The following is a 17,677-nucleotide window of genomic DNA, read 5'->3' on the forward strand; positions in this document are numbered from 1 at the left end:
CGAACCCGGGCCATCCGCCATGACAAGCACCGACCCCATGCCGCGCGTGACGCGCCCGGGCGACATCCTCGCGCTGGTGACCGACACCGACCCGTGGAGCCCCGCCGCCGTTGCCGGTGTCGCCATCGCCGCACGCTGGGACGGCAACCTGACCGGCTGCTACGTCGACCCCGCCCTGCGCAAACTCACTGCCGGCGAAGCCGGCAGCGAGCCCACCGTACTCGGCCTGCTGCTCGAACCGCGGGCCGAGCTCGCCGACGAACACGCCGCCTTCGGCTCGTTCGCGCGCCATGCCGGCGTGCGCAACGCCGACTGGATCGTGGCCCGCTCCGGCATCACTCCGACCCTGCGCTGGCTCGGTGCGCGACACGACCTGGCGGTGATCGAACGCGACATGGTGCAGGCATCCGGCCTGCTCGACATCCTGGGCGAAGCGATCCTGGACTGCCGCCTGCCCTGCCTGGTACTGCCCCCGCACTGGGCCGGCGAGCTCCGCTTCGAGCGCATCGTGATCGGCTGCAACGGCAGCCTCGAGGCGATCCGCGCAATCCACTCCGCGCTGCCGTTCCTCAAGGTGGCAAAACAGGTCACCCTGGTCGACGGCGACGTGCGCGACGGCGACCAGGGACATCCGCGCTTCGACCCGTTCGTCTATCTGCTGCGCCATGGCATCATGGCCAAGCCCAGCTACGTCCGTGCCTCCTCCGCGATGGCCGGCGAGATCCTGCTGAAGGAAGTCGGCAACATCGACGCCGACCTGCTGGTGATGGGCGCCTACGGCCGCTCGCGCATGCGCGAGCGCGTGTTCGGCGGCGCCACCCGGCGCGTGCTGGAGGAAGCCACCCTCCCGGTGCTGATGCAGCACTAGCGGTGCGCTGACCCATTCGGCGTGGGCGTGGTGACGGCGTTGCGGCGACGGCGACGCCGGGCCACGCCGGCCAGCACCGCCACCGCGGCAAGGCTGCCCAGCAGGGCGAGCAGCATATCCTGCTGCGCGTCCCACGGATCGCCCTGGGTGCCGAGGTAGGCCACGCCGAGGTCGCCGCCGAACCCCACGGCGGCGGCCCATTCGAACAGTTCGTACAGGGTCGAGCTGGCAGTCATCAGACTGACCGGCACGATCCAGCGCCAGGCGCCGGGCGAGGACGTGCGCGCGGCCACCAGCTCCACCACCGCTGGCGTCACCAGCAGGCCGTAGGCGAAATGGATGGCACGGTCGAAGTGGTTGCGCGACAGGCCCAGTGCCGCATCCAGCGAGAAGCCGAACAGTGCGGCGAACCACTGGTCCCACGGCACCTCCGAGTAGGTGTAGTGCGCGCCGATCTCGTGCAGCAGCAGGAACGCGAACAGCGCCGCATAGCTGGCGTTCGAAAAGCGCAGCCGGCGAAACCCCAGCACCAGCGCCGGCAGCACCAGGAGCACCAGCACGTTCTCCATCAGCCAGTCCTGGCGATAGCGCGGCGCGATGCCCAGGGCCACCGCGGCAACCAGGAAAACAGCCAGCAACAGCAGCGGAAATCGAGATCCTTCCTTCCCGGGTCGCTCGTTCATGCCTGCCTGCATTCCGTCAGCGCTGCGCGTCGTGCCGATCATGCCACGCCGGCCGCGGGCCACTGCGACAATTCGCGCGGCACGCCGGCCGGACCGCCTGACCTGCATCAAGATCAGCGGACACTGCCTCGCCGAGCATGCGCGCACCTTTCTGGGAGATGCGCAATGAGTACCACCCGAAAACTCTGGCTGGGCCTGGCGGCCTTGCTGGTAGCGTCGTTCGCCGTGCTGCTGTGGGTCGGCAGCGTGGTCCACCAGCAGGCGCCACCGCTGCCCGCGGCGGTCGTCACCAGCGACGGCCAGACGCTGTACACCAAGGCCGACATGGAGCAAGGCCGCCAGGTGTGGCAGAGCATCGGCGGCCAGCAGCTGGGATCGATCTGGGGCCACGGCGCGCTGCTGGCGCCGGACTGGAGCGCCGACTGGCTGCATCGCGAAGCCACCGCCATGCTGGAACTGCTCTCGCGCGACGCAGGGCTGGGTCCGTACGACTCGCTCGATGCGCCACAACAGGCGGCCCTGAAAGCGCGGGTGCAGGAAGAACTGCGCACCAACACCTACGACGCAGCCAGCAACACCATCACCGTCTCGGCGCTGCGCGCGCACGCGATGGAAGCCGTCGCGGCGCATTACATGAGCCTGTTCGGCAACGACCCGGCCACGCACAAGCTGCGGGTAGGCTATGCCATGCGCGAGAACACCGTGGCCGAGATGGAGCATCGGCGCGCGGTCACCGCGTTCTTCTGGTGGACCAGCTGGGCCGCCGCCACGCAGCGACCGAACGAGGCGATGAGCTACACCCAGAACTGGCCATACGAACCGCTGGTCGGCAACGTGCCGACCTCGACCAGTTTCCTGTGGTCGGTCTTCAGCATCCTGTTCATGATCTTCGGCATCGGCCTGCTCGGTTGGCATCACGCGCGCCAGGCAAGCCATGAACCCCTGCCGCCGATCCCCTCGCGCGACCCGTTGACCGAAATGAAGGCGACGCCTTCGATGAAGGCTACCGGCAAGTATTTCTGGACCGTGCTGGCGCTGTTCCTGGCGCAGATCCTGCTGGGCGCCACCACCGCGCATTACCAGGTGGAAGGCCAGCAGGCCTACGGCTTCGCGCTGGCCAACTACCTGCCGTACAGCCTCACCCGCACCTGGCACACCGAGCTGGCCGTGCTGTGGATCGCCACCGCGTGGCTGGCGACCGGCCTGTACATCGCGCCGCTGATCTCCGGCCACGAGCCGAAGTTCCAGCGGCTCGGGGTGAATTTCCTGTGGGTCTGCCTGCTGCTGATCGTGGTCGGCTCGTTCGCCGGCCAGTGGTTTGCGGTGATGGACAAGATGGGCCTGCAATACAACTTCTGGTTCGGCCACCAGGGCTGGGAATACACCGACCTCGGCCGCTTCTGGCAGATCTTCCTGTTCATCGGGCTGATGCTGTGGCTGTTCCTGGTCGGCCGCGCGCTGTGGCCGGCGATGCGCGGCGGCAGGGAAGGCGCCTCGATCGTGGGCCTGCTGTTCCTCTCCACCGTGGCGATCGGCCTGCTCTACGGCGCCGGCCTGATGTGGGGCGAGCACACCCACATCGCGATGGTCGAGTACTGGCGCTGGTGGGTGGTGCACCTGTGGGTGGAAGGCTTCTTCGAGGTGTTCGCCACCGCGGTGATCAGCTACCTGTTCGTCAAGCTGGGCCTGCTGCGCGTGGGCAGCGCCACCACCAACGTGCTGTTCGCCACCATCGTGTTCATGGCCGGTGGCGTGCTCGGCACGCTGCACCACCTGTACTTCAGCGGCACCACCACGGCGGTGATCGCGCTCGGCGCCAGCTTCTCGGCGCTGGAAGTGGTGCCGCTGGCGCTGATCGGGCTGGAAGCCCACGACACCTGGAAGAAGCAGCACGCCGCGCCGTGGATGGCGCGCTACCGCTGGCCGATCCTGTTCTTCGTGGCGGTGAGCTTCTGGAACCTGGTCGGCGCGGGCCTGCTCGGCTTCCTGGTCAACACGCCGATCGCGCTGTACTACATGCAGGGCCTGAACCTCACCGCCAGCCACGGCCATACCGCGCTGTTCGGCGTGTACGGCATGCTCGGCCTGGGCCTGATGCTGTTCTGCCTGCGCGGCATCAAGCCGCAGGCGCAGTGGCGCGAAGGCTGGCTGCGCGGCGCGTTCTGGTGCCTCAACATCGGCCTGTCGCTGATGGCCGCGCTGACCCTGCTGCCGCTGGGCATCCTGCAGCTGAAGGCGGTGCTGGAACACGGCTACTGGTTCGCCCGCTCGGCCGAGTTCATGGATCGCCCGCTGATCCACATGCTGGTGTGGATGCGCGTGCCGGGCGACACCCTGTTCGCCGTCGGCGCCCTGCTGATCGCGGTGTTCGTCGCCGCCCTGTGGCTGTGGCCGAAGCGCCGGACCGCCAGCGCGCCCCTGCCGCAGGGCGTTCCCGAGCGCGCGTGATCCCTCGCGCACATGACGTACGTCAGGGCGCGCCGCACGGCGTGCCCTGATGCTTTCACCGTATCCCGAACCCCGGAACCCGCATGTTCGAGTTCTATCCGCAGATCAAATGGGTGCACATCGCCTGCGTGCTGGCCAGCGGCACGCTGTTCGCGTTGCGCGGCCTGCTGGTGCAGGCCGGCCACGCCGGCGCCGCGCAGTGGGAGCCGGTGCGCTGGCTCAGCTACGCCATCGACACCACCCTGCTCACCGCCGCATTGATGCTGGTGAGCATCCTGCCCGGCGCGATGTTCGCCAACGGCTGGCTGACCACCAAGCTGGTGCTGCTGGTGGCCTATGTGGTGCTCGCCATGCTCGCCCTGAAACGGGCACGCACGCCGCGCGCGCGGCGGGCCTTCTACGTGGCGGCACTGGCCACCTACGTCTACATGCTGGGCGTGGCCCGCATGCATCATCCGCTGAGCTGGCTGCACGGATGGCTGGCATGAGCGCGGCACAACCGTTCGACCACGTCGAGCCGCGCGACCACACGCTGGACGCCTGCTTCCTCGGCCCCTACGGCGAGAACGACACGCTGCTGGAAAAGCTGCTGGTGGAGTTCCTGCGCGATCACGTCTACTGGCGGCGCAACTTCCACCCGGAGGACCCGCCGGCGATCGGCACCGGCGCCGCGCACCACCCGGACTACCTCGCCTTCGAATCGCGCATGCGCCGCGAGCTGCACCAGCTCTCCGCCGCGCTGAAGAAGTCGGTGCCGTTCCACAGCCCGCGCTACATCGGCCATATGGCTTCCGACCTGCTGCTGCCGGGACTGGCCGCGCAGATGCTCACGCTGCCGTACAACCCCAACAACGTCAGCGAGGACGCCGCCCCGGTCACCGTCGACCTGGAAGTGCAGGCGGGCCTGCAACTGGCGCGCATGCTCGGCTATCCGCACGACCCGGCGCAGGAGGCCTGCGCGTTCGGCCACCTCACCTCCGGCGGCACCCTGGCCAACTACCAGGCGCTGCGCCTGGCATTGGCACTGAAAGCGTTCCCGGTGGCGCTGCGCGCCGCCGGCGCGCCGGAGCTGGCGCTGCCGGCGGACGACTGGAGCGCCTTCAATCTTTCCACGGCCGACGGCATCGCGTTGCTGGAGACCTGGCAGCACTGGCTGGCCGCGCAGACACCGGCGCAACGCGCGCACTGGCTGCACCGGGTCGAGAACGAGCGCATCGAACAACTCGGTCTGGTCGGCTTCTTCGCCGCGCATCCGTCATTGCGCGTGCCGCTGGTGCTGGCGCCGGTCACCGCGCACTACTCGTGGAGCAAGGGCCTGAAGCTGCTCGGCCTCGGCCGCGACCAGTTGGAACTGCTGCCCACCGACGGTATGCGGCTGAATCCGGCCGCGCTGGCCGACACGCTGGAACGCTGCGCGCGCGAACGCCAACCGGTGCTGATGTGCGTGGCCGTGCTCGGCGGCACCGAGTACGGCACGATCGACCCGATCGACGCCGTGCTCGCCGCGCGGCAGGCCTCGCGCGGGCGCGGCCTGGATTTCGCCGTGCACGTCGACGCCGCCTGGGGCGGCTACCTGGCCACATTATTCCGCAACGAAGACGGCTCGCTGCGCACGCGCGAGGAGGTGGCCGCCGACTACGTGCAGTTCCCCACGCCGGCAGTGCATGCAGCGTTCGCTGCGCTGGGCGAGACCGACTCGGTCACGGTCGACCCGCACAAGCTCGGCTACCTGCCCTACGGCAGCGGCGCCTTCATCTGCCGCGACCACCGCGCGATGACGCTGCTGGCCGAGCGCGCCGACTACGTGTTCCACGCCGCCACGCCCGCCGGATATCTGGCGCGCTACCGCAGCCTGGGCCAGTTCATCCCGGAAGGCTCGAAATCCGGCGCGGCCGCCGCCGCGGTGTACGTGACGCACCGGGTGCTGCCGCTGGACCACGCCCACTTCGGCGCCCTGCCGCGCGCCACCGTGCGCGCGGCGGAGACCTTCCACGCGCGCGCGCAGCGCTTCGCGCTGGAGCTGGCCGACGACGTCCACGCGCTGGTGCCGTTCGCGCCGGACAGCAACCTGGTCTGCCTCGCGCTCAACCCCTGCGGCAACACCTCGGTGGCCGCGGCGAACGCCTTCGTGCGCGAGCTGCACGACACCCTTCGCTGCGACCCGCACCAGCCGCTGCAGACGAAGGAATTCTTCGGCTCGGTGACCAGCCTGCGCCCGGACATGCTGGGTCCGGTGCAGACCTCGCGCATCTTCGCCGCGCTGGGCCTGGATACGGCCAGCCTCGGCCCGGACGAGGACCGGCTGCTGATCCTGCGCCACACGCTGATGAACCCGTACCTGATCGATCACGAAAACGGCATCAGCTACATCGACCGCTATTTCGACTTCCTCGGCCGTCGCATGCGCATGCTGCGCGGCGGCGCCACCAGCCAGACATGAACCCGGAGCCTCCCATGGACAGCGTCCTGCGCCTGGTCAGCCTGCAACACGAGACGGACCGCCGCTGGGTGCACGACGCCCTGGCGAAACTGGCGCAGGAAGCGGCACGCTCGGCCGACACCCACCTGCTGAAGCTGAACTTCCCCGGCTTCCACGGCATCGACTTCTACTTCAAGGACGAGGCCGCGCACCCCAGCGGCAGCCTGAAACATCGCCTCGCCCGCTCGCTGTTCCTGTACGCGCTGTGCAACGGCCGGCTGCGCGGCGGCCAGGGCGTGGTGGACGCCTCTTCCGGCAGCACGGCGATCTCCGAAGCGTGGTTCGCACGCCTGCTCGGCCTGCCCTTCACGGCCGTGATGCCGGCCTGCACCGCACCGGGCAAGATCCACGACGTGCGGGCGCTGGGCGGCGAGTGCGACCTGGTCGACGACCCCGCCCAGGTGCACGCCCGCGCCGCCGAGCACGCCGCGCGCGGCGCCTGCCACCTGGACCAGTTCGGCCTGGCCGAACGCGCCACCGACTGGCGCGGCAACAACAACATCGCCGAGTCGATCATCGGCCAGCTCGCGCTGGAGGCCGAACCGGAACCCGCGTGGATCGTCTGCGGCGCCGGCACCGGCGGCACCTCGGCCACCATCGGCCGCTACCTGCGCTACCGCCGGCTGCACACGCAGCTGTGCGTGGCCGAGCCGGCCGGCAGCGCCTATGTGCACGGCTGGCGCAACCGCGACGCGCAGGCGCTGGCCAGCCAGCCAACCCTGATCGAAGGCATCGGCCGGCCGCGGGTGGAACCGGGCTTCATCTTCGAGGTGGTCGACCGGGTAAGCGAAGTGCCCGACGCCGCCTCGATCGCCGGCGCCTGGCTGCTGGAGGAGCTGTTCGGCCACCGCTACGGCGGCTCGTCCGGTACCAACCTGGTCGCCTGCCTGCAGCTGGCCGCCTCGATGCGTGCCCGCGGCGAGCGCGGCAGCATCGTCAGCCTGCTGTGCGACCGCGGCGAGCGCTATGCGCAGACGCTGTTCGATCCGTCGTGGCTGGCCGCCCACCGCATCGACCTCGCGCCGTGGACGACCGCGCTGCGCGCCAGCCTGGCCAGCGGCCGCCCGCCGCTCACCGCATGAGCGCGGCCGGACCGCGCGAACCGGCGCCACCCGCTGCGACGGTTGCCGTGCTCGGCTACGGCCGCTTCGGCCAGGCCTTCGCCGGGCTGCTGCAGCAGGCGGGGCATCGCGTGCGTGCATGGGATCCGCGCGCGCAGATCCCCGCTGCGCTGGCTGCCACGTCGATGCCGACGGCGATCGACGGCGCAGCATGGATCGTGCTGGCGATGCCGGTGCCGCAGCTACGAGAGTCGCTGATCGCGCTGCGCCCGCTGCTGCATGCCGGACAGACCGTGCTCGACGTGGGCAGCGTGAAGATGCACCCCTGCGCGACGATGGACGAGCTGCTCGGCGCGGCCATTCCGCACGTCGGCACGCACCCGCTGTTCGGCCCGCTCAGCCTGGCCCGCGACGAGCGTCCGCGGCGCACGGTGATCTGCCCAGCCGCGGATCACCCAGAGGTCGCCGAGCGCGCCCGCGAGCTGTTCGCCGGACTCGGCTGCGAAGTCATCGAGCAGAACCCGGAAGCGCACGACCGTGCCATGGCGATGACCCATGCGCTGGCGTTCTTCGTCGCCAAGGGCCTGCTCGACATCGGCGTGAACGACGGCCTGCCGCTGGCGCCGCCTTCGTTCCAGGGCATGCAGCACATGCTGGCAGCGGTGCGCGGCGACGCCGGCCACCTGTTCGCCGCGATCCAGCGCGAGAACCCGTTCGCCGCCGAGGCGCGTGCGCGGCTGCTGGCCGAACTCGAACGGGTGCACCGGCAACTGCTGGCCGACGCGGACGGCGACAGCCTGGCCATCCCCGCGCCGCCCGCGTGAGCTTGCGCGACCTGCGCGGTTTCCGAACGCCGCCCTCACTCGTGCATGGACGCTTCCGGCAACGTCGCCAGCACCGCCAGCGCTTCGCGCAGCTCGGCCTGCAAGGCCAGCCACGAGCGTTCCCATTGGCCTTCATGCGGCGTGGCCAGAACAAAGCGCTGCAGCATCGCGCGGGCCCGCGCAAGCTGCGCGTGCAGCGCCGTGATTTCCGCCAGCGCGCGTTCGTGCGCCTCCTTGCCGACCATCAGGATCTTGTGGTCGCGGCACACGCCGATGCACGGCTGCGGCGCTTCGATCTTGCCGCAGCCGATGCATTGCCAGGCCTGGATCCAGTCAGTCATGCGCCGGCATCCGCTCAGGGCTCGTCGTGCATCTCGTGCACGGCCGGGGCCGGCTTGTCCCAGCCGGGGTCGTTGAAATACTGCGGATAGTGCGCGATCGCCGCACGCATCTCGGCTACCGCCGACACCTTTTTCGGGTCGGCCTTCAGCGTCTGCGCCGCGCTCATCAGCGGCACCAGGATGCCGTGCAGCGCGGCATCGGGCTCGGGTGCCAGCTTGCAGTTGGCGAACATGTAGGTCACCGCCTGCTCGACCTCGGTGGCGCGGTCGACCGCCATCGGCGCGCTCATGTGGCCCATCTCGTAGTGGCGCAGTTCGTCCACCGCCACATGGGCCCGGCGCATGCCCTCGCTGAGCGGCGCGTCCGGTGCCCAGCGCTGCGCCGGCGCGGCAGTCGTGGCGGCGTGCGCGGGGTGGCTTTCATGGGCGTGCTGGGGGGATGCCTGGGCCGCCAGGCCCAGGCCAAGGCCACACGCCAGCGCAATCACAACATTGACCGATTTCATGCGGAAGACTCCGGCAAGCGGCACGGCGGCCGCGGATGGGAAAAGGCTAGCGCACCGCGACCTCGCCGCGACTGACCCACGTCAACCTGGCGCCAGCGCGGCATGCGCCTGCGGCAAACGGCCGCCCGGCGGCCTGGGCACGCCGCAAGAACGCCCTTCGCGCCCGGCCAGCGGCTGCGGCAAGTTGCCCGGGATCCACCTGCGCGGTCCGCCGTTGTGTATAAATCGAACCCACCCATGCTGGCGGCCACGTCCGCACCGGGAATCGGCGCGGCAGGCCGGAACAACCCACCGAGGGGCAGGCGTTGCAGCTGAAAATCGTCCACATGCTGGTTCGTCGCGCCGTGCCGGTGCTGCTGGCCATCGCCAGTCTGGCCGCCTGGCCAGCAGGCCGGGCCAGCGCGAGCACGCCACCGGTGGCGCGGGCGCGGGTCGCCGTTGCCGCCAATTTCAGCGAGGTGGCCCACCTGCTGGCGGCACAATACACACGCCGCAGCGGCAACCGCATCGACATCAGCGTGGCCTCGACCGGCAAACTGTATGCGCAGATCCGCCATGGCGCGCCGTTCGACGTGCTGCTGGCGGCGGACGACAGCACGCCGCAGCGCCTGGTCGACGAAGGGCTGGCGGTGCGCTCGTCGCTGTACGACTACGCGCGCGGCCGGCTGGTGTTGTGGAGCCGCGATGCCGCGCTGGTCGCCGACGGCGAGCAGGTGCTGCGCCGGCACGACTTCCGCAAGTTCGCGATCGCCAACCCCGCGCTGGCACCCTACGGCGCCGCCGCACGCCAGGTGCTGCAGCACGTCGGCCGCTGGGACACGCTGCAGCCGCGGCTGGTGCTCGGCGAAAACGTGGGCCAGGCCACCCAGTTTGTGTTGAGCGGCAATGCCGAGGCCGGGCTGTTGCCGCGCTCGCTGGTGCTGGAGGCGCAGCGCCAGGTCGGCGGTTCGGCCTGGCTGGTTCCCGCCGACTGGCACCGGCCGATCGTCCAGAGTGCGGTCCTGCTCGACCACGGCCGCGACAACCCGGCGGCGATTGGCTTCCTGGAATATCTGCGCGACGATACCGCCCGACGCACCATCGCGGCCCACGGTTATGACTGAGCCGGCACCGGCATCGCAACGACGGCCATGACGACGCTGCAGGCCGCCATCCTGGTCACCCTCAAGCTTGCCGGGCTGACTACGCTGATCCTGCTGCTGCTGGGCATGCCGCTGGCCTGGTGGTTGGCGCGCAGCCGTTCGCGCTGGCGCATGCCGGTCGGGGCGCTGGTTGCCCTGCCGATGGTGCTGCCGCCCACCGTGCTGGGCTTCTACCTGTTGCTGGGGATGGGGCCGGACGGACCGCTTGGCCAGCTCACCACGGCACTGGGGCTGGGCACGCTGGCGTTCACTTTCCAGGGGCTGCTGCTTGCCTCGGTGCTGTATTCGCTGCCGTTCGTGGTGCATCCGCTGCAGTCCGGCTTCGCCGCGATCGAGGCGAGCGTGCTGGAGGCCGCCGCCACGCTGCGCGCGTCGCCGTTCGACCGTTTCATCAGCGTGGTGCTGCCGCTGTCGAAACCGGCGCTGGTCACCGCCACGCTGTTCGGCTTCGCCCACACGGTGGGCGAGTTCGGCGTGGTGCTGATGGTGGGCGGCAACATCGATGGCCAGACGCGGGTGCTGTCGGTATTGCTGTACGACCAGGTCGAGGCCATGGCCTACGCCGACGCCCACCGGCTGGCGGCCGGGCTGCTGGCGTTCTCCTTCGGCATGCTGCTGGTGGTGCAGTGGCTGGGCCGGCGGACGGCGCTCGCGCATGACTGAGCCGGCCCCGGGCATCGAGCTGCGCCTGCAGCTGCGGCGCACGAATTTCGCGCTGGACGTGGCGCTGTCGCTGCCCGCGCAGGGCGTCGCCGTGGTGTTCGGCCCCTCCGGCAGCGGCAAGAGCACCCTGCTGCGCGCGATTGCCGGCCTCGAGCCGGCGGCTCGCGGCGAGCTGCGCATCGGCGGGGAGACCTGGCAGGACGCGCACGTCCGCCTGCCGCCGCACCGGCGCCGGGCGGGCGTAGTGTTCCAGCATGCGGCGCTGCTGCCGCACCTGTCGGTGCACGACAACCTGCGCTACGGCTGGCGGCGTGCCGGCGCGCCAACCAGCGTCATGCAGGAGTGGATCGACAAGCTGGCGCTGGGGCCGCTGCTGGCGCGGCCGCCGGCCACGCTGTCCGGCGGCGAGCGGCAGCGCGTGGCGCTCGGCCGCGCACTGGTGTGCCAGCCGCGCTGGCTGCTGCTGGACGAGCCGCTGAGCGCGCTCGACGCCGAGCGGCGCGCCGAGATCCTGCCGTACCTGGAAGCGATCCGGCGCGAGACGCGCATCCCCCTGCTGTACGTCACCCATGCGGTGGAAGAAGCCACGCGCCTGGCCGACCACCTGGTGCTGCTCGAAGCCGGCCGGGTGCGTATCGCCGGCCCGGCGCTGGAAGTGCTGAACCGCTCCGACCTGCCGTTGGCGCTGCGCGATGACGCTGCCAGCGTGATCGAGGCCAGCGTGCTCGGCCACGACGGACACGGCCTGCTGCGGCTGGACACGCCCGCCGGTACGCTGCACGCCCACGGCCCCGCCCACCCCGCCGGCACCCGCGTGCGCCTGCGCGTGCAGGCGCGCGACGTCAGCGTCGCACTGAGCGCGCACGCCGACACCAGCGTGCTGAACATCGTCCCGGCCGTGCTGCAAGCGCTGTCGCCGCTGCCCAACGGGCAGCTCCAGTTGCAGCTGCAGGCCGGTGGCCTCCCCTTGCTGGCGCGCGTCTCCCACCAGTCGGCGCTGCGCCTGCAGTTGCGCGAGGGCCTGGCCGTGTGGGCGCAGATCAAGTCGGTAGCGCTGCTGGTCTGAAACGCGCCGCGGCATGGCCCGGCACCGGACCCGGCCCGGCCATGCCGGCAGCCTTCGCCGGGCGGGTTGACTGCAATCAACTTGCGCCCGTCCCGACCACCCTAATCTGTCCGCAGGCACGGACGCACACCTGCCGTCGAGGGAGCCGCCCCGTGCCGTGATTCGCATCCATCCCGCCACCGACCACGGAGGCGGGACCGTGATTTCCCGCCGTCCATTCCGGCTACGCCGGCGACCATCGAGAAACGCCACATGCAGCAGGCATCGCGCTTCCCCCCTTCCGCCCTGGCAGGACTCTCGCCGGCCTACTTCGGCATGGTCATGGCCACCGGCATCGTCTCCATCGGCGCCTGGCGGCTGGGCCTGCCGCGGCTGGCCTGGGGCCTGTTCGCCATCAATGCCGGCGTCTATGCATTGCTCTGGCTGCTCTACGCCTTGCGCCTGGCGCGCTATCCGCAACGATTCCTCGGCGACCTGACCGACCACCTGAGCGGGCCGGGCTTCTTCACCATGGTGGCCGCCTCCAGCATCCTGGGCTGCCAGTTCCTGCTGCTGGCCGGCAGTGTCCGCGGCGGCCTGCTGCTGTGGGGCGTGGCGATCGTGCTGTGGCTGGCGCTGACCTACACGGTGTTCACCGCCTTCACCGTCAAGGAAGGCAAACCCACGCTGGACCGCGGCATCAGCGGCGGCTGGCTGCTGGCAGTGGTGGCGACCCAGTCGATCGCGGTGCTGAGCGCCCTGCTCGCCGCGCACGCGGCGCAGCCGTACAAGCTGGAGCTGAACTTCTTCGCGCTGTCGATGTGGCTGTGGGGCGGCATGCTGTACATCTGGATGATGTCGCTGATCTTCTACCGCTACACGTTCTTCGAGTTCTCGCCGGCCGACCTGTCGCCGCCGTACTGGATCAACATGGGCGCGATGGCCATTTCCACCCTGGCCGGTTCGCTGCTCAGCATCAATGCGGTGGATGCGCCCTACCTGCTGTCGCTGCAACCCTTCATCAAGGGTTTCACGGTGTTCTACTGGGCCACCGGCACCTGGTGGATCCCGATGCTGCTGGTGCTCGGCGTGTGGCGCCATGTCTACAGGCGCTTTCCGCTGCACTACGACCCGCTGTACTGGGGCGCGGTGTTCCCGCTGGGCATGTACGCCACCAGCACGCTGGAAATGGCCAAGGCGATGGGCTTCGGTTTCCTCGGCTTCCTGCCGAAGCTGTTTTTCGCGATTGCACTGGTTGCATGGCTCGGCGCGTTCGCTGGCGTCGCGCACAACCTGTGGCGCCTCGCGCACGGTTCGCGCGCGCCGTCAACGTGACCGCTTCGTCCGGTTTGCCCGATGACGCACCACACCGACTCCACGATCCACGTCAGACACAGGCAGGAAGCCCCCACGCTCAGCCTCGCCGGCTGATTCCCACGAGACGACCCGAGGACCACCATGAACACGAAATCAGGCCCTGGCGCTGCGCCACCAACGCACTCAAGCGGCGCGGACATCGACGACTGGCGCCCGGAGGATCCCGCGTTCTGGGAGACGACCGGCAAGCGGATCGCCTACCGCAACCTGTGGATCTCGATCCCCGCCCTGCTGTGCGGCTTCGCGATCTGGGGCATGTGGGGCATCATCACGGTGCAGATGCTCAATCTCGGCTTTCCGTTCACGCAAGCCGAGCTCTTCACCCTGACCGCGATCGCCGGCATTGCCGGCGCCACGATGCGCATCCCGGCATCGTTCCTGATCCGCCTCGCGGGCGGACGCAACACGATCTTCCTGACCACGGCGATGCTGCTGGCGCCGGCCATCGGCACCGGCATCGTGCTGCAGCACAAGGACTGGCCACTGTGGGCCTTCCAGCTGATGGCGTTGTGGTGCGGCGTCGGTGGCGGCAACTTCGCCTCATCGATGTCCAACATCAGCGGCTTTTTTCCCAAGCGGTTGCAGGGCACGGCGCTCGGCCTCAATGCGGGACTCGGCAACTTCGGCGTGACGACGATGCAGATCGTCATTCCACTCGTGATGACGGTGAGCATCTTCGGCGCCCTCGGCGGCAACCCCGAGACCCTGCTCAAGGAAAGCGGCTGGATCTTCGGCAAGATCCCGGCCGGCACGCCGACCTGGATACAGAACTCCGGCTTCGCCTGGGCGCTGTCGCTGGTGCCGCTGTCGATCCTGTGCTGGTTCGGCATGAACAACCTGAAGACGATCTCGCCCGCCACCGGCAACCCGCTGGTCGCGTTCTCGAAGATCACCTATCTGTACACGCTCGCGTTCGTGCCGTCGATTTTCATGCTCTGGCTGTACCTGCCGGCGCCGACCGGCCTGGGGGTGCTCAACGTCTGGGTCGCGATCCCGCTTGACATCATCCTGATGCTGACGGTGATGAAGCTCGCCGCCTTCGGCCCGATGAAGGAGGGCGTGACCAAGCAGTTCGAGATTTTCCGCAACAGGCACACCTGGGCGATGACGATCCTCTACATCGTCACCTTCGGCTCGTTCATCGGCTTCTCGATGGCGCTGCCGCTGTCGATGAAGGTGATCTTCGACGTCATCCACGTGCCCGACGCGAACGGCGTGATGACCCACACGCAACCGAATCCGAACGGGTTGCCGGTGCTTGCCTACGCATGGATCGGCCCCTTCGTCGGTGCGTTGACGCGCCCGATCGGTGGCTGGATCTCGGACAAGATCGGCGGCTCGATCGTCACCCAGTGGGTCTCCGTGGTGATGGTCGTCGTCTCGGTGGCGGCCGGCTACGTGATGATGAAGGCCTACCACTCGGCGACGCCCGAGGATTACTTCTTCACCTTCCTCGCGCTCTTCGTCCTGCTGTTCGCCGCCACCGGTGTCGGCAACGGCTCGACCTTCCGCACCATCGGCGCGATCTTCGACCGTCAGCAGGCCGGTCCGGTGCTGGGCTGGACCTCAGCCGTCGCCGCCTACGGCGCGTTTGCCGCGCCGGTCGTCATCGGGGAGCAGATCAAACTCGGGACACCCGAGATGGCGATGTACGGCTTCGCGGCGTTCTATGCCCTGTGCCTGTTGCTCAACTGGTGGTTCTACCTGCGCAAGAACGCATACGTGAAGAATCCTTGATCGCAAGCGGCGGGCCGGGCAGGCGCGGCCCGCCGTGCTTGCCGGCGTTGCGCACACCCTGCCGTGCGGCGCACTCCGTCCGCATGCACCTTCGACGTGACGGCGTGGTCGGGTATCCGCCCGCGCGGCATGGGCGCCACCCACGGTTCCGGCGCAAGCGCGCTCCGCAGCCATCAGTTGCTCATCGGTCCCGCGACAGAGCCACGGCATCCATGACCTCCGGCAGATCCGTCTCGCCGCCAATCTGCGGGAAGTGCCTGCGCTCCATGCGCCGAATCGCGAAGTGCATCCACGCCAGCGAAGCGGCCACCAGGACGAACAGCAGCATGAAACAGCTGGTCCACACGCCCACGACGTCGTTCAACACACCGAACGCGATCGGCAGGATGAAACCGCCCAGTCCGCCGATCATGCCGACCACACCGCCCACCGAGCCGACGTGCCGGGGGTAATAGACCGGGATGTGCTTGTATACCGCCGCCTTGCCCAATGACATGAAGAAACCCAGCACGAACACCAGCACCGTGAACGGCACCACGCCGATCGCCAGGTGCAGGCTGATGTCGCCCGTGATGCCCTTCACGACATAGTGGGTGTCCGGATAGGCGAGCAGGAAGGTGCAGATGGCGGAGACGCCGAAGGTCCAGTACATCACCTTGCGCGCACCGATGCGATCGGACAGCACCCCGCCAACGATGCGGAACAGGCTGGCCGGAATCGAATAGCAGGCACCAAGAATGCCGGCGGTCCTCACGTCCAGCTTGTAGACCCCGGTGAGGAAGTGCGGCAGCCATAAGGCCAGCGCCACGAAGCCGCCGAAGACGAAGAAATAGTAGAGCGAAAAACGCCACACCTGCAGGTTGCGAAGCGGCATCATCTGTTCGCGGAACGACATTGGCTTGGTGCCGGACTTGCGCCGCTGCGCCAGCGAAGGGTCCTCCTGACTGAACAGGTAGAACAGCGCGGCGGTCAGCGCCAGAGCGATCGCCCAGATCTTGCTGACCAGGATCCAGCCCGAGGCAACCATCACCATCGGTGCCAGCAGCTTGGTGACCGCGGCGCCGACGTTGCCCGCACCGAAGATACCCAGCGCCGTGCCCTGCCGGTTCGTCGGGAACCACTTCGACACGTAGGCCACCCCGACCGAGAACGCGCCGCCGGCAATGCCGACGAATAGCGCGGCGACCAGAAACTGTGGATAGGTGTGCGCGTAGCCCAGCATCCAGGTGGCCATGGCCGCGCACAGCATCACCGCGGCGAACACGCGGCGACCGCCGTACTGGTCGGCCCAGATGCCGAGCAGCAGGCGGATCAGCGATCCGGTGAGGATCGGCGTGGCGATCAGCAGGCCGAACTGGGTTTCATTGAGGCCGAGTTGCTGCTTGATCTGGATGCCGATGATGGAAAATATCGTCCACACCGCGAAACACACGGTGAAGGCGAAGGTGCTGAGCCACATGGCGCGCTGCTGCTCGCCACGGGACACGATGTTCGGCTCATGCATGCTGGTGCATCCGGTAGATGTGAGGCGTTGAGGGCCGGTCCACGGGAAGGCCGGCTGTCGTCGTCGCGGAAACGTGCGACCGGCGCATCAGGCGCTGGCCAGTGCCTCGATCGCATCCAGGCCGCGCACCGGGTAACGCTCCTGCAAGCCGAGCAGGTAGCGCTGCAGCTCGCGTTGACGCACCTGCAATTCCAGATAGTCGGAAATCCGCTCCCGGACCGCGTCGAACGCCTGCTCGGCGCCGGGCCGGATGCCATCGACGCTGACCACGTGGTAGCCCCAGCGCGACTCGACCGGGAACGCCGCCAGACCCTCGCGCAGGCGGAACACCTGGCGATCGAATTCGGGCGTGGCCTGGCCCCGCTGCAACCAGCCGAGTTCGCCGCCCTGCGTCTTCGACGGGCAGTCGGAATGGCGCATCGCGAAATCGGCAAACAGCACGGGGTTGATCTTCAGCTCGGCAATCAGGCGCTCGGCCTCGGTACGGGCACGAATGCGGCCAGTGACGTCGTCGGCCGCCGCACCCAGCAGGATGTGCCGCACGCGGATCAAATCGGGCGCGCGGAACAGCTGGCGGTTCTGCTCGTAGTAGCGCCGGCAATCCTCTTCCGCAGGCACGCGATCCTCGATTTCGCGTTCCAGCAGCACGCGGATGCCGGCCTCCTCCGCGGTTTCCTGGCTGCCGGCCGGCATCTGGTCGGCCAGGCCGAGCCGCTGCACTTCGCGGCGCAACAGCTCGCGCACCACCAGCGCGCGGGCTGCAGCGGCGCGGGAGTGCGCCGGGGTCGGTGCACGATGGTGCTGCATCTCCTGCGCGATCTCGGCTTCACTGATTGCCTGCTCGGCCACGAACAGGTAGCACGGCGCCGGCTGGCCCAGTGTGCGCGGGCCCTCGCCCTTGCTGTCGTGCCGATGCTCGTGCGCCTCCTGCGTCACCGGCTTGGCCGAATCGATGATGGTCAGCGGGATGCCTCGCGCACCGGCTTTGCCCAGCGTCAT

16 protein-coding genes are annotated in these 17,677 nt (G+C 69.0%); 11 read left to right on the forward strand and 5 right to left on the reverse strand.

Features of this window, described 5'->3' with window-relative positions; all coding sequences use genetic code 11:
* Positions 1-37: 37 nt before the first annotated feature.
* A complete protein-coding gene (locus R2APBS1_RS13980) occupies positions 38-868 on the forward strand; it encodes a universal stress protein (RefSeq protein ID WP_007507583.1) in 831 nt (276 codons plus the stop codon).
* On the opposite strand, the gene R2APBS1_RS13985 is transcribed toward R2APBS1_RS13980, so the two are convergent.
* Positions 865-1,551, reverse strand: coding sequence for a DUF2238 domain-containing protein (locus tag R2APBS1_RS13985; RefSeq protein ID WP_015448424.1), 687 nt, complete (start codon positions 1,549-1,551; stop codon positions 865-867). The genes R2APBS1_RS13980 and R2APBS1_RS13985 overlap by 4 nt on opposite strands.
* Positions 1,552-1,716: 165 nt before the next feature.
* Here R2APBS1_RS13985 and R2APBS1_RS13990 point away from each other — a divergent pair, with 165 nt between their 5' ends.
* From R2APBS1_RS13990 to R2APBS1_RS14010, 5 genes are all read left to right on the forward strand, one after another.
* On the forward strand, positions 1,717-3,999 hold the full coding sequence (locus tag R2APBS1_RS13990; RefSeq protein WP_015448425.1) for a nitric-oxide reductase large subunit: 2,283 nt from the start codon (positions 1,717-1,719) through the stop codon (positions 3,997-3,999).
* Positions 4,000-4,082: 83 nt separating this feature from the next.
* Positions 4,083-4,487 carry a SirB2 family protein gene (locus tag R2APBS1_RS13995; protein WP_015448426.1) on the forward strand — a complete coding sequence of 135 codons (405 nt, stop codon included), beginning with the start codon at positions 4,083-4,085 and terminating at the stop codon, positions 4,485-4,487.
* A complete protein-coding gene (locus R2APBS1_RS14000; RefSeq protein ID WP_015448427.1) occupies positions 4,484-6,439 on the forward strand; it encodes a pyridoxal phosphate-dependent decarboxylase family protein in 1,956 nt (651 codons plus the stop codon). The genes R2APBS1_RS13995 and R2APBS1_RS14000 overlap by 4 nt, the downstream gene beginning before the upstream one ends.
* A gap of 14 nt (positions 6,440-6,453) precedes the next feature.
* Positions 6,454-7,560 (forward strand): PLP-dependent cysteine synthase family protein, encoded by a 1,107-nt coding sequence (locus R2APBS1_RS14005; protein ID WP_007507572.1) that lies wholly within the window; start codon positions 6,454-6,456, stop codon positions 7,558-7,560.
* Positions 7,557-8,363 carry a prephenate dehydrogenase/arogenate dehydrogenase family protein gene (locus R2APBS1_RS14010; protein ID WP_015448428.1) on the forward strand — a complete coding sequence of 269 codons (807 nt, stop codon included), beginning with the start codon at positions 7,557-7,559 and terminating at the stop codon, positions 8,361-8,363. Before R2APBS1_RS14005 ends, R2APBS1_RS14010 begins: the two co-directional genes overlap by 4 nt.
* Positions 8,364-8,398: 35 nt before the next feature.
* Here R2APBS1_RS14010 and R2APBS1_RS14015 read toward each other — a convergent pair whose 3' ends face one another.
* Both R2APBS1_RS14015 and R2APBS1_RS14020 read right to left on the reverse strand, forming a co-directional pair.
* A complete protein-coding gene (locus R2APBS1_RS14015) occupies positions 8,399-8,704 on the reverse strand; it encodes a hypothetical protein (RefSeq protein WP_007507567.1) in 306 nt (101 codons plus the stop codon).
* A 14-nt stretch (positions 8,705-8,718) separates the two neighbouring features.
* Positions 8,719-9,210 carry a hypothetical protein gene (locus R2APBS1_RS14020; RefSeq protein ID WP_007507566.1) on the reverse strand — a complete coding sequence of 164 codons (492 nt, stop codon included), beginning with the start codon at positions 9,208-9,210 and terminating at the stop codon, positions 8,719-8,721.
* 326 nt (positions 9,211-9,536) lie between these two features.
* On the opposite strand from R2APBS1_RS14020, the gene modA reads away from it, so the two are divergent.
* The 5 genes from modA to R2APBS1_RS14045 all read left to right on the forward strand — a co-directional run bounded on the left by modA (position 9,537) and on the right by R2APBS1_RS14045 (position 15,174).
* The gene (gene modA / locus R2APBS1_RS14025) at positions 9,537-10,313 is read left to right on the forward strand and encodes a molybdate ABC transporter substrate-binding protein (RefSeq protein WP_231378400.1); all 777 of its coding nucleotides are present in this window, start codon (positions 9,537-9,539) and stop codon (positions 10,311-10,313) included.
* Positions 10,314-10,340: 27 nt separating this feature from the next.
* Positions 10,341-11,015, forward strand: a complete 675-nt coding sequence (gene modB, locus R2APBS1_RS14030; RefSeq protein ID WP_007507564.1) for a molybdate ABC transporter permease subunit — start codon at positions 10,341-10,343, stop codon at positions 11,013-11,015.
* Entirely contained in the window at positions 11,008-12,081 is a 1,074-nt protein-coding gene (modC, locus tag R2APBS1_RS14035; RefSeq protein WP_007507563.1) for a molybdenum ABC transporter ATP-binding protein, read from the forward strand. The genes modB and modC overlap by 8 nt, the downstream gene beginning before the upstream one ends.
* 252 nt (positions 12,082-12,333) lie before the next feature.
* A complete protein-coding gene (locus R2APBS1_RS14040; protein WP_015448429.1) occupies positions 12,334-13,395 on the forward strand; it encodes a tellurite resistance/C4-dicarboxylate transporter family protein in 1,062 nt (353 codons plus the stop codon).
* A gap of 123 nt (positions 13,396-13,518) precedes the next feature.
* Positions 13,519-15,174 (forward strand): MFS transporter, encoded by a 1,656-nt coding sequence (locus R2APBS1_RS14045; RefSeq protein WP_015448430.1) that lies wholly within the window; start codon positions 13,519-13,521, stop codon positions 15,172-15,174.
* Positions 15,175-15,355: 181 nt separating this feature from the next.
* On the opposite strand, the gene R2APBS1_RS14050 is transcribed toward R2APBS1_RS14045, so the two are convergent.
* The gene (locus R2APBS1_RS14050; protein WP_015448431.1) at positions 15,356-16,678 is read right to left on the reverse strand and encodes an MFS transporter; all 1,323 of its coding nucleotides are present in this window, start codon (positions 16,676-16,678) and stop codon (positions 15,356-15,358) included.
* 87 nt (positions 16,679-16,765) lie between these two features.
* The gene (locus tag R2APBS1_RS14055) at positions 16,766-17,677 is read right to left on the reverse strand and encodes a peptidylprolyl isomerase (protein ID WP_007507559.1); all 912 of its coding nucleotides are present in this window, start codon (positions 17,675-17,677) and stop codon (positions 16,766-16,768) included.

The sequence above is a fragment of the Rhodanobacter denitrificans genome (genome assembly GCF_000230695.2).
In the GTDB taxonomy this organism is placed as follows: Bacteria; Pseudomonadota; Gammaproteobacteria; order Xanthomonadales; family Rhodanobacteraceae; genus Rhodanobacter; species Rhodanobacter denitrificans.